Genomic DNA, 12300 nt, shown 5'->3' on the forward strand with positions numbered 1-12300 from the left:
GACAATGGCCGGCGCCGCGCATCGGGACAATCCCGCTGCATGATGACGAACCCCACCGTTGCGGCCGCCGCGCCGCCGCCTGGAACACGGGCCGCCGATGCCGCCAGCGGCCCCGTGCCGCCGCCGGCCAGCGCCACCGGACTGCCGCCCGCCGTTGGCGCCTTTCACTACACGCGCTACCCGGCGCGCACGCCCGCGCTCGCGCATGACGGTATGGAGCCCGGCCGCCATCCGGTGGTGATCGCGGGCGGCGGGCCGGTCGGCATGGCGCTTGCGCTGGGGCTCGCAAACCAGGGCGTGCGCTGCGTGATCCTCGAGGCCGACGACACGGTGTGCGTGGGCAGCCGGGCGGCCTGCATCTCGCGCCGCAGCCTGGAAATCATGGAGCGCCTGGGGGTGCGGCCGGCCTTCATGGCCAAGGGCCTGCCGTGGACCGGCGGGCGCAGCTTCTACAAGACGGCCGAGGTGTTCCGCTTCGAGATGCCGCACGACGAACGGCAGAAGCTGCCGCCGATGATCAACCTCGAGCAGTACTACATCGAGCAGTACCTGCTGGACGAAATCCATCGCCGCAACGAGGCGGCACCGGGGCTCGTCGACATCCGATGGGGCACCGAGCTCACCGGCCTCGCACAGGACGAAGAGGGCGTGACGTTGGACGTGCGCAACCCCGAAGGCGCCTACCGGCTGCACAGCCAATGGCTTGCCGCGTGCGACGGTGGCCAGAGCTTCGTGCGCAAGGCGCTGGGGCTCGCGCTCGAGGGCACGGGCTACGAAGGCCGCTACGTGATCATCGACATCGAGCTGCACAGCACGCACCCGACCGAGCGCCGCGCCTGGTTCGACCCGCCGTGGAACCCGGGCTCGACCGTGCTGATGCACCGCCAGCCCGACGACATCTGGCGCATCGACTACCAGTTGCGCGCAGGCCAGAGCACCGAGGAAGCGCTGCAGCCGGCGGCCGTGGCCGAATTCGTGCAGCGCCACCTGGACGCCATCGGCGAAGGCCACCTGCCGTGGAAGACGGTCTGGACTTCGGTCTACCGCGCAGGGGCGATGACGCTCGACAGCTACCGGCATGGCCGGGTGCTGTTCGCGGGCAACGCGGCGCATGCGATGCCGATCTTCGGCGTGCGCGGCCTCAATTCAGGCTTCGACGATGCGGACAACCTGGCCTGGAAGCTGGCGTTCGTGGCGCGCGGGCTTTCGGATGCGTCGCTGCTCGACTCGTATTCGCAGGAGCGCATCGGGGCCTTTCACGTCAACGCCGAGAACGCCATGCGCAGCACCGAGTTCATGTCGCCGCCGTCGCGCGGCTTCGACCTGCTGCGCGAGGCCGCGCTCTCGCTGTCGCAGGTGCATCGCGGCATTGCGCAGCTGATCAACCCGCGCCAGACGCAGGCCGTGCGCTATGCCGATTCGGCGCTGTCGAGCGAAGGCGATGCGCTGCCTGCGGGCCCGCTGCCCGGAGAGGTCATGCCCGAGCAGCAGCTCGAGCAAGGCCACCTGACCGACTGGATCGGGCCGGTCTTCACGCTGCTGGTGCTTCAGCCGGGCGCCGATGCCGTGCCGCTGCCGGACGATGAAGTGGCACAGGTGCTTGGCGGCCTCCTGCCGTTCGCGGTGCGCACCATTGCAGGCCCGGGCATCGAAGGTGCCGACGCGCAGGCCGGCCCCGCCGTGTTCGAGGCGCTGGGCGCGCGCGGCGGCGCCGTCTACCTGCTGCGCCCCGACGGCCATGTGGCCGCGCGCTGGCGGCGCATGCCCCGCGGCGCACTGCGGGCTGCATTGGCCCGCGCCGCGGCCGCCGCTTCCACGGAGATCTCCGCATGACCACAGCGCTTTCATCCGATGCGCGCGACCGGCTCTACGCAGAGTGCGCGCGCGCCATCACCGAAGCGGGCGCCGAGCGCGAATCGCTGTTCCTGGCCCGCCTCGCGCTGCTGCTGTTCGAGCAGGTCGGCGACGAGGCGCGCTGCCGCGCCGCGCTGGCCGACGCACTGCACGCGCTGCCCGTACCATCGCTGTCCGCAACCGAACCCCAACAAAAAGGAGACTGATCCATGGATCGCCGCACCCTTCTCGCCACGCTCGCCTCCGGCGCCGCCGTGGCCGCCGCGCCCTTTGCCCGCGCGCAGGACTACCCCGCGCAACTCATCAAGTGGGTGGTGCCCTATCCGGCCGGCGGCGGCACCGACGTGATCGCACGCGTGCTGGCCGAAGCCATGCGCCAGACGCTGGGCCAGCAGATCGTGGTCGACAACCGCCCCGGCGCCTCGACCAACATCGGCGCCGACCTCGTCGCCAAGAGCAAGCCCGACGGCTACACCATCCTCTCGGCGGACAACGCGGTGCTGGCCTTCAACGAGCACCTGTTCGGCAAGCTGCCGTTCAATCCGGAAAAGGACTTCACCTACATCGGCGCGATCGGCAAGTTCCCGCTCGCGCTGGTGGTGCATCCCGACTTTCCGGCCAAGAATTTCAAGGAGTTCCTGGCCTATGTGAAAGCCAATCCGGGCAAGGTCAACTACGCCTCGCCGGGCAATGGCTCGCCGCACCACCTGGCCATGGAAATGTTCAAGGCCCGCACCGGCACCTTCATCACCCACATTCCCTATCGGGGTGCGGCGCCCGCCATGGCCGACGTGATGGGCGGCCAGGTGCCGTGCATGTTCCTCGACCTGGCCTCGGGCCTGCCGATCATGCAGGGCAACAAGGTGCGCGTGCTGGCCATCGGCTCGGGCGCGCGCAGCAAGGCGCTGCCCAACGTGCCGACGCTGGCCGAAGTGGGCGTGCCCAACACCGAGGTGTTCGCGTTCCAGGGCATCCTCGGCCCGGCGGGGCTGCCGCCCGCGGTGGTCGCCAGGCTCAACAGCGAGCTGAACCGCGCGTTCGGCACGCCGGCCGTGCAGAAGCGATTCGACGATTTCGGCATGGAAGCCATGCCGGGCACGCCGGCGCAGTTCGCGGCGCTGTCGCGCGCCGAGTCCAGGCGCTGGGGCCCGATCATCAAGCAGGCCGGCATCAAGCTGGACTGAAGCGCTACTGCGTGTAGGCCTTGCGCGAGCCGTCTTCCAGGACGTGCTCGTCGTGCTGCAGTTCGCCGTTCTCGTCCCAACTGCGCTCGCGCGTCACGCGGCCCTTGGCATCGAAGCTCGATTCCGCCAGCAGGATGCCCTTTTCGCTGAAGCGCCGGTGCGTGCCCACCGGCACTTGGTGCCCGCGGCCCGCCACCAGGTAGTGGCCATGGGCGGCGCGCTGGCCGCTCTCGTAGAACTCGGTGATCTCGACCGTGCGCGCATTGCCGCTTCCGCGGTAGACCGACTTGCTGCGCGGCCGGCCATTGAGGTGGTAGCTGTCGTCGCCGATCGGTTCGCCCGCCGGGTTCCATCGCTGGTCACGGATCAGCGTTCCCTTTTCGGAAAACTCCTGCTCGCGTTGCCGCACCGCGCTGCGCTCGACCAGCAGCCACACGGTTTCGCGGCGCTTCACGCCTTCGGATGAAAACTGGCGCTCGGTGCGCTGGCTGCCGACGATCTCGTCCTGCACCGAAGGCTTGCCGTTGTCGTAGAAGTTCTGCGAGCGCACCCGCTTGCCCGACAGGTACGACAGCCGCGAGCGCAGGATGCCGCCCGCATCGAACAGATCGACCTGCGACGGCCCGCCGATGAATCCGCACAGCCGGGCGTCGTCGACGGCCGGCGCCAGCATGGGCGTTTCGCCGCAGCGCAGGGCCGACATCTGGCCGCGTTCGGTGAACTCGACGAAGGCGCGGTCGGTTCCAACGGCCGGGTAGAAAGTGACCCGGCGCAGCTGGCCGCCCGGGTAGAAGCTGCGCACGAGGCCCTGCTCCTGCCCGTCGTCGTAGACCGCCTCGCGCACGACCTGCCCGTTGGGCGCGAACTCGCGCGCGAGGCCGTGGATGTGGCCCTTGGCGTTGAGGGTGTGCTCCCTGGCCAGCTTGCCCTTTTCATAGAAGCGCGCCAGGCCCATGAAGACGCCGTTCTGGATCTGCTGCTCGCGCTGGAGCTCGCCGGTTTCGCGCTCCTTGCAGCGCATCAGCCCCGTCTTGCCCGAGGTGCTGCTGCCGTCGGAGGGATTGACCTTGCGGTCGTTGAGCTCGCAATCGAGGGCCGCGTGGGCGAGGCCCGCCGCAAAGAGCCAGAGTGCGGCGGCCGCGATCCGGAATGCGCTTGTACCGCTGCCCGCAGTGGCTGCGAGCCGGCTGGGAGCGGCTCGGGGCGGAGGGTTCATTTGTCGTAGAGCGCTGCCAGGGAGCGAAAGCCCTTGATCTCGATCGGATTGCCGAACGGGTCGCAGAAGAACATGGTCCACTGCTCGCCCGGCTGGCCCTCGAAACGCACCTGCGGTTCGAGCACGAAGTCGGTGCCTGCGTCTTTCAGCCGCTGCGCAAGTGCCTGCCAGTCGGGCAGGGCAAGCACGATGCCGAAATGCGGCATCGGCACCATCGCGTCGCCGACGCGGCCGGTGCGCGTGGTGGCGAAGGGTTCGCCCAGGTGCAGCGAGATCTGGTGGCCGAAGAAGTCGAAATCGACCCATGTGTCGGTGCTGCGGCCTTCGGCACAGCCGAGAACCTGACCATAGAAGCGGCGAGCCGCATCGAGATCGCGGACGTGGAAGGCAAGATGGAAGATGCTCTGCATGTTCCGGATTATGGGCAGCGGTGCTGTGAGAATGCCGGACTTTCTTTCATCGTGGAGCAAGCCTTGCGGATACTCCGGATCCTGGTTGCGCCGAGGCGCGACACCCTTTTGAAGATGCGCATGCAGGCGTCTGTACTCTTGCGCCTGCCGCGCCTCGCGCTGGCCGGCGCCTGCTGCGTTTTCGCACTGGCGGCGCAGGGCGCCTGCCCCCCGTCCGCCATTGCCAGCCTCGGAAAGCCCGGTGCCGCCGTCGGCCAGTGGAATGCGGCCGACCGCGGCCTGCTGTGGCGCGCCGAGCGCGACGGGCGCACATCCTGGCTCTATGGAACCATTCATCTCGGGCGCGCCGAGTGGGTGCGGCCCGGGCCCACGGTGCAGAAGGCGCTGGAGCAGAGCGATGCGCTCGCGCTGGAACTCGACGTGCGCGACCCGGTCGCGATGCAGCCCCTGACGCAGCAGGCCGACCCGGCCGTGGTCGCGCGGCTGCTCAGCGGCGAGCGCGCACAGCGGCTGGCGCGCCAGAACGAGGCGGCCTGCGTGCCGCCCGGCCAGACCGCGGGGCTGCAGCCCATCCTGCAGGTCATGTCGCTGGCGGGCCTGGTGGCGCGCGCGGATGGTCTGTACCCCGAATTCGGCGCCGACGAGGCCCTGGCGGTTTCCGCGCGCAACAACAGCAAGCCGGTGTTCGCCCTCGAAAACGCCGCCGCGCAATTGAAGGCGCTGACCGGCGGCTCCGAGGCCGAAGAGGCCGAGCAGATCGACGCGGCCCTGACCGAACTGGAATCGGGCCAGCTGCGCGCGCAGATGAAGGAGCTGGCTGACATCTGGGCGCGCGGCGACGCGGACAAGCTCGGCCGCTACCCCGAGTGGTGCAACTGCCTCAACACGCCGGCCGAGCAGCGGCTCATGAAGCGCCTGCTGGACGAGCGCAATCCCGGCCTGGCCGACGGCATCGAGCGCATGCACGCGGGCGGCCAGCGCGTGTTCGCTGCGGTGGGCGCGCTGCACATGGTCGGCCCGCAGGGGCTGCCGGCGCTGCTGGCGGCGCGCGGATTCCAGGTGGCGGCGGTTCCGCTGGTGGCGCAGCCGCCCGTCGCGGTGCCGACGGCGCCCGCGCCAAAGGCGAGCGCCCGCGGCGCGCAAGGGGCCAGGAGCAATCGCGGCGCCAAGGCTTCCGGCGCCAAGGCCTCGGGAACCCGGAGCACGGGCAATGCCAGGTCCGCCCAGCGCGCACCGGCACCAAAGAGCAAACAACGCCGATAATCGCCAGCGCCATGCACCTGCTGCGAAACCATCCCCGCTTCCTCGGCCTCGTCGGCCGCTGGGTGCTGCTGTGGTTCGCGCTCTCGATCGGCGCGGCGGTGGCCTCGCCGATCGTGCATCCGCAGGCCGTCGAACTGGTGTGCTCGAGCGCCGGCTCGATCAAGGCGGTGGTCCACACCGAAGACGGCGTGCAGGAGATGGGCGCATCGCACATGGACTGCCCGCTGTGCGTGCTGACCGGCGCACCGCCGCCGTCGCCGGCCGCCGCCGCTTTCGACCTTCCCCTGCCGCTGGGCCGCGTGGTCCAGTCCATTCCCGCCGCGCGCCTGGCCGCGGCCACCGCCGCGCCGCTGCCGGCGCGCGGACCTCCCGCCCTCTCCTGAAGCTGTCAAAACCGTCGCCGACTGCGCCCGATTCGAGGGGTGCATGCGGCCTGTCCGGCTTGAAGTTCGTGGAGCAGGTTTCCTGTGAAAAAGCATTCCCGCGCCGTGGCGATCGCCATGGCATTTCCCCTTGGCGCGCCCGCGTGGGCGCAGGACGCGCCTGATCCATCCGGCGGCAGCGCTGCGCGCACCCTGAGCACCGTCACGGTCAGCGACGGCCGCCCGACCTCGCTGCCGACCCAGATTCCGACCACCATCGAGGGCGTGACGCACGAGCAGATCGCCGAAACCGTCAACGCCACCGACGGCGAAGACGCGCTCAAGTACCTGCCCAGCCTGGTGGTGCGCAAGCGCTACATCGGCGATTTCAACCATGCGGTGCTTGCCACGCGCGCTTCGGGCACAGGCAACAGCGCGCGCTCGATGGTGTACGCCGACGGCATCATGCTGTCGAACCCGCTGGGCAATGGCGCCACCTACGCGCCGCGCTGGGGCATGGTGTCGCCCGAAGAGATCGAGCGGGTCGACGTGCTGTACGGGCCGTTCTCGGCAGCCTATCCGGGCAACTCGGCCGGCGCCGTGGTCGACTACGTGACGCGCATGCCCACGAAACTCGAAGCGCACGCCAAGCTCAGCGGCTTCGCCTCGAACTTCGACCTGTACGGCAGCCATTCCTCACCCGCCGGCCAGCAACTCGAGCTCTCGCTGGGCAGCCGCAGCGGCGACTGGTCGTGGTGGCTCAGCGCCTCGCGCACCCACAGCAAAGGGCAGGCGCTGGTGTTCGGCAACCGCCTCGCCAGCGCCGGCGCCCTGGGCAACGCCGGCACGCCGGTCACGGGCGCGGTGCCGGGGCTGAACCCGTCGAATCAGCCCTGGTGGCTGGTGGGCGGCTCGACGATCTACGACACCACGCAGGAGCAGGCCAAGCTCAAGCTGGCCTACGACTTCTCTCCCACGGCGCGCGCCACCTACACGCTCGGCGCCTGGAACAACACCACGCACGGCGGCGTCGCCACCTACCTGCGCGATGCCTTCGGCCGGCCGGTGTATTCGGGGCGCGTGAACATCGCCGGGCGAAGCTACAACCTCGATGCGCCGAGCGCCGCGCTGGCGCCGACCGAGACCGCGCTCACCCATTACATGCATGGCCTTTCGGTGAAGAGCCACACCGGGGGCGTGTTCGACTGGGAAGTGGCCGCGAGCCTGTTCGACTATGCGCGCGACACCTCGCGCACGCCCACCACGTCCCTGCCCGGTGCCTTCAATGGCGGACCGGGGCGCATCACGGACATGGGCGGCTCCGGCTGGCACACCTTCAAGGCTGCCGGCACATGGCGGCCCACCGGCTCGGCCGAGGGCGTGGGCGCGCACGTGGTCGACTTCGGCTTCCAGCAGGACACGGCCCGCCTGCGCACCGGCGTCGGCAACACTTTCGACTGGATCGCCGGGCCGGCCGTGTCGCCGTTCTCCGCCTTCAACGGCAACACGCGATTGCAGTCGCTCTACGTGCAGGATACCTGGCGCTTCGCCAAGGACTGGAAGACCACGCTCGGCCTGCGCCACGAACGCTGGGAAGCCTATGGAGGCCAGCTCGGCAACGCCACGAAGCTGCTCGACTTTGCACCGCGCAGGAACAGCTACGACTCGCCCAAGGCCGCGCTTGCCTGGCAGGCCACGCCGGACTGGCTGCTCAAGGCATCGACCGGCCGGGCAGTGCGCATGCCGACCGTGAGCGAGCTCTACCAGGGCTCGATCGACGGCAGCCGCATCGTCAACACCGATCCCAACCTGCGCCCGGAGCGCTCGTGGACCACGGAGCTCAGCGCCGAGCGCGATCTGAAAGGCTGGGGGCTCGACGGCGTGCTGCGCACCACGCTCTTTTTCGAGAACACCAAGGATGCGCTCTACAGCCAGGCCCTCACCAATCTCGTGAGCACGGTGCAGAACGTCGATGCCATCCGCACCCGCGGGCTGGAGGTGGCGCTCAACGCGGTCGACGTGGGCGTGAAGGGGCTGGACCTGAGCGGCAGCCTCACGCTGACGCGCTCGAAGATCGCGGCCAACAGCGGTTTTCCCGCCAGCGTCGGCCGCGAACAGCCGCGCGTGCCGAAGCTGCGGGCCACGCTGCTCGCCACCTACCGGCCCGATGCGAGATGGAGCTACACCGTCGGCGCACGCTACAGCGGCAAGCAGTACGGCACGCTCGACAACACCGACGGCAACGGCGCGGCCTACATGGGCTTCTCGAAATTCTTCGTGGTCGATGCGCGCATCCGCTACCGGATCGACCGGCAATGGAGCGCCGCCTTCGGCATCGACAACCTCAACAACAACAAGTACTGGGCCTTCCACCCCTATCCGCAACGCACCTATGTGGCCGAACTCAAGTTCGACCTCTGATTCTCTTCACCGATTTTTTCAAGGAGTTCCCGCAATGAACCACCCACGCCTCATCCTGAAGACCGCTGCCGCATGCGCACTGCTGGCAGGCACGGCCGCCGCGTTCGCCCATGTCACCCTGCCTCGCGGCGGCGTTACCGTCGGCAGCGACTACAGCGCGGCCTTCCGTGTCGGCCACGCCTGCGAAGGCGCCAAGGCCACCACCGGCCTGGCCGTGCGCCTGCCCAAGGGTTTCCTGCTGAGCGACGCGCAGGCGCGCAAGGGCTGGAAGCTCGACGTGCAGAAGAACGCCGGCGACGGCGAAGTGCGCTGGACCGCCGAAAGCCCCCAGGCCGCGCTGCCCGCCAGCGAGCGCGCCGAGTTCGTGCTGCGCGGCAAGGTGCCCGGCACCCCCGGCCCGCTGTGGTTCAAGGTGCTGCAGACCTGCGACGTGGGCAGCATCGACTGGGCGGAAGTGCCGGCCTCGGGCAGCTCGACCGCTGGGCTCAAGAGCCCTGCCGCCAGGCTCGATGTGGTGGCGCAGGGCGTGGCCACGGTCGACGTGCGCGATGGCTGGGTGCGCCAGTCGGTGCCGGGCCAGAGCGGCACCGGGGCCTTCATGAAGCTCACTGCGCCCACCGGCGCCAGGCTGGTCGGCATCACGACGCCGGCCGCCGGCGTGGCCGAGGTGCACGAGATGAAGATGGAAGGCGACACCATGAAGATGCGCGAGCTGCCGGGCGGCCTCGACCTGCCCGCCGGCCAGACCGTCGAGCTCAAGCCGGGCGGCTACCACGTGATGATGATGGACCTGAAGCAGGCGCTGGCCAAGGGTTCGACCGTCCCGATGACGCTGCGTTTCGAGGATGCCAAGGGCCAGAAGAGCTCGCTCGAGCTGAACCTGCCGGTGGGCGCGCCCGAAGGGGCCGACGCCGCCGCGCCGGCCCATCAGCACAAGCACTGACGGCTGCGCCCTACAGCAGCTGGTCCGGCGCCAGCGGCCCGAACAGCCGCAGCAGCAGGCGCAGGGTCAGGCTGGCGTCGGGCTCGGTGGAGGTGTCCTTCAGCCCGCTGCCTTCGGGCGCCCGCCAGACCAGCGAGCCATCGTTCAGCTCGACCCGCCATGAGCCCTCGCGCATGCCGCGCTCGATCTGGGCGGACGCCGCGCGCGAGAGCTCGGCGCTGCGCACGAGCAGCGCGATCTCGGTGTTCTGCAGCTGCGAGCGCAGGTCCAGGTTCATCGAGCCGACCACCAGCAGCCGGCCGTCCATCACCAGCACTTTCGAATGCAGCATCGAGCGCGATTCGCCGAGACTGCCGCCGCTGCCCGACGAGCCGAAGGCGTTGCCGACGCTGGCCTGCTCGCTGCGCAGCTCGTAGAGTTCCACGCCCATCCTGAGCAGGTCCTCGCGATGGCGCGAGTAGCCGACGTGCGCCACCGGCGCGTCGTTCGACGACAGCGAGTTGGTCAGCACGCGGATGCGCACGCCCCGGCTGCGAGCCGCCGCGAAGGCCTGCTTCATGTCCGGGCCGGGCACAAAGTAGGGCGAGATGATGAGCAGGTCGGTGCGCGCCTGGCCGATCAGCTGCAGCAGGCCTTCGACCACCGTGTCGCTGCCCGCGGCAAGGTCGGAGCTGGTTTCGAGCGCCGCCGCGCGCCGCGACGAACTGGCGGCGTCCCCGGGCTGGCTCACGACCAGGCCCGGCGCCCTCGTCGTCCCGGCGCCCTTGTCGGCCGGGATCTTTCCGGGCTGGTCGGCGAGCATCACCGCGGGCGCCCAGACGAAGCGGGCGGTTTGCAGGTCCATCGGTTTTTCGTCCCAGGCGCGGGCGAGCTGTGCCGGCGTGGGGGCGGCGCCTGGTTTCGGTTCTGCCTCGGGTGTTGCCGGCGGCGGTGAGTTCTGCGCACGGGCCGATTCGTCGGCCAGTTCCCGGTCGGCCTGCTGCGCGCGCTCGCGGATGGCTTCCAGTTCGCTGCGCTTGACCAGCGACTGGACGGGATAGGCGCGTTCGTTGTTCCAGTAGCTGTCGAAGCTGCGCGACAGGTCCCGCACGATCGGCCCGGCCGCCAGGATGTCGACGTCGATGTAATTGCCCTTCAGCGCATTGCCGAAATAGGCATCGCCCAGGTTGCGCCCGCCGGTGACGCCGAGCACGTTGTCGGCGAGAAAGAGCTTGTTGTGCATCCGCTGCTGGATCCGCGAGGCATCGCCGATCGAGTTGAGCGCGCGAGCGAACGAAGACCCGCGCGCGCCGGCCAGCGGGTTGAACAGGCGCATCTCGATGTTGGGCACGAAAGCCAGGCCCAGCACCAGCGCATCGCGCCCGGTGCTGTGCAGATCGTCGAGCAGAATCCGCACCCGCACGCCGCGCTCGGCCGCCGCGCGGAGTCCCCGCACCAGCCGGCCGGTGCTGGCGTCGGCATGGATGGCGTAATACTGCAGGTCGAGCGTTTTCTGCGCGCCTTCGATCAGAGCGAGCCGGCTGCCGTAGGCGGCCGGAGGTCCCGCGAGCAGCAGGAAGCCGGATTCGAAGCGCGCGCCGTCGGCTTTGCGCCGCTGCTGCACCAAGGCCTCCAGCGCGGTGCCGTTGGGCGAGGAAAGCGCGGTCGAAACCGGCCGGTCGACGTGCTCGGGCAGCTGTGCGCAGGCGCCCTGCAGGACGAGGACAAGAAGCGCAATGGATCGGCCAAAGAGCGCGTAGAAGGAAGACATGCGGCGTTCCCGGAGCTTGGAAGCCGCATATATATCCCAGTCGGCGGCGCCCCGGCGTGGGACGGCGGGACAGTCCGGCGTAGAACCAATGGACTAGCGCCCGACGGACAGCTCTTCCTGGCGTTCCAGCGCGGCCAGCAACTCGTCGTCGATCTGGGCATGGCGCTGGCTCAGCTCGGCCGCGCGCGAAGCGTCGGTGGCGTAGATGGCGCCGCCGTCGAGCTCGAGCATTTCGCCGATGCGCTTCTGCTCGGCCTCGAGCGCCTCGATCTGCGCCGGGAGCGCCTCGAGCTCGCGCTGCTCCTTGTAGCTGAGCTTCTTGCGCGCGGCGCCGGCCGGACGCGCGGGCGCCGGCTCGGTGGCGACGGGTGCCGGTGCGGGCGGCGAGGAGGCAGGCGCGGCGCCGGCGGCCTGCCTTTGCTCCGCGATCTCGCGCGCGCGCTTCGACTGGATCAGCCAGTCCTGCACGCTGCCCTCGTACTCGCGCCAGTGGCCGTCGCCCTCGAAGGCGATCGTGCTGGTCACCACGTTGTCCAGGAAGGTGCGGTCGTGGCTGACCAGGAACACGGTGCCGTCGTAGTCCTGCAGCAGGCCTTCGAGCAGTTCGAGCGTGTCGATGTCCAGGTCGTTGGTCGGTTCGTCGAGCACCAGCACATTGGCAGGGCGCGCGAACAGGCGCGCCAGCAGCAGCCGGTTGCGTTCGCCGCCGCTCAGGGAGCGAACCGGCGAATTGGCGCGCGCGGGGGAGAAGAGAAAGTCCGAAAGGTAGCTCTTCACGTGCTTGCGCTGGCTGCCGATCTCGATCCATTCGCTGCCCGGGCTGATGAAGTCCTCCAGCGTCGCATCGAGGTCGAGCTTGTCGCGCATCTGGTCGAAATACGCCACCTGCAGGTTGGT

Annotated in this window: 11 protein-coding genes (1 of these 11 running past the window's edge); 7 read left to right on the plus strand and 4 right to left on the minus strand. The window is 69.6% G+C overall.

The genetic code is table 11. From position 1 onward, the window contains the following. Positions 1–39: 39 nt before the first annotated feature. From IB278_RS29635 to IB278_RS29645, 3 genes are read left to right on the plus strand one after another with little or no spacing between them, the layout of a single operon-like run. Positions 40–1833, plus strand: a complete 1794-nt coding sequence (locus tag IB278_RS29635; RefSeq protein WP_192327456.1) for an FAD-dependent monooxygenase — start codon at positions 40–42, stop codon at positions 1831–1833. Then, a complete protein-coding gene (locus IB278_RS29640) occupies positions 1830–2060 on the plus strand; it encodes a hypothetical protein (protein WP_145739848.1) in 231 nt (76 codons plus the stop codon). Before IB278_RS29635 ends, IB278_RS29640 begins: the two co-directional genes overlap by 4 nt. A 3-nt stretch (positions 2061–2063) precedes the next feature. After that, positions 2064–3038, plus strand: a complete 975-nt coding sequence (locus tag IB278_RS29645; RefSeq protein ID WP_025569699.1) for a Bug family tripartite tricarboxylate transporter substrate binding protein — start codon at positions 2064–2066, stop codon at positions 3036–3038. Positions 3039–3042: 4 nt separating this feature from the next. Here IB278_RS29645 and IB278_RS29650 read toward each other — a convergent pair whose 3' ends face one another. Beyond that, a complete protein-coding gene (locus tag IB278_RS29650; RefSeq protein ID WP_192327459.1) occupies positions 3043–4254 on the minus strand; it encodes a toxin-antitoxin system YwqK family antitoxin in 1212 nt (403 codons plus the stop codon). Then, positions 4251–4664: a VOC family protein gene (locus IB278_RS29655; protein ID WP_145739852.1), complete on the minus strand. Its 414-nt coding sequence runs from the start codon at positions 4662–4664 to the stop codon at positions 4251–4253. The genes IB278_RS29650 and IB278_RS29655 overlap by 4 nt, the downstream gene beginning before the upstream one ends. Before the next feature lie 120 nt (positions 4665–4784). On the opposite strand from IB278_RS29655, the gene IB278_RS29660 reads away from it, so the two are divergent. From IB278_RS29660 to IB278_RS29675, 4 genes are all read left to right on the plus strand, one after another. Then, the gene (locus IB278_RS29660) at positions 4785–5927 is read left to right on the plus strand and encodes a TraB/GumN family protein (protein ID WP_225613255.1); all 1143 of its coding nucleotides are present in this window, start codon (positions 4785–4787) and stop codon (positions 5925–5927) included. An 11-nt stretch (positions 5928–5938) separates the two neighbouring features. Further along, positions 5939–6310, plus strand: coding sequence for a DUF2946 family protein (locus IB278_RS29665; RefSeq protein ID WP_124958820.1), 372 nt, complete (start codon positions 5939–5941; stop codon positions 6308–6310). A 117-nt stretch (positions 6311–6427) separates the two neighbouring features. Continuing rightward, positions 6428–8710 carry a TonB-dependent receptor gene (locus IB278_RS29670; RefSeq protein ID WP_192327462.1) on the plus strand — a complete coding sequence of 761 codons (2283 nt, stop codon included), beginning with the start codon at positions 6428–6430 and terminating at the stop codon, positions 8708–8710. 34 nt (positions 8711–8744) lie between these two features. Further along, a complete protein-coding gene (locus IB278_RS29675; protein WP_145739857.1) occupies positions 8745–9653 on the plus strand; it encodes a copper chaperone PCu(A)C in 909 nt (302 codons plus the stop codon). 10 nt (positions 9654–9663) lie between these two features. Here the strand turns inward: IB278_RS29675 and IB278_RS29680 are convergent, their stop codons facing one another. After that, positions 9664–11403, minus strand: coding sequence for a phospholipase D family protein (locus tag IB278_RS29680; protein ID WP_192327465.1), 1740 nt, complete (start codon positions 11401–11403; stop codon positions 9664–9666). Positions 11404–11496: 93 nt separating this feature from the next. Next, a protein-coding gene (locus IB278_RS29685; protein WP_192327468.1) for an ATP-binding cassette domain-containing protein crosses the window boundary here: on the minus strand, positions 11497–12300 show its end. Its footprint extends 1107 nt past the window's final position; only the last 804 of its 1911 coding nucleotides appear in the window; its start codon lies beyond the right edge, outside the window; the stop codon is at positions 11497–11499.

Origin of the sequence: Variovorax sp. VRV01 (genome assembly GCF_014852545.1) — a bacterium.
GTDB lineage: Bacteria > Pseudomonadota > Gammaproteobacteria > Burkholderiales > Burkholderiaceae_C > Variovorax > Variovorax beijingensis_A.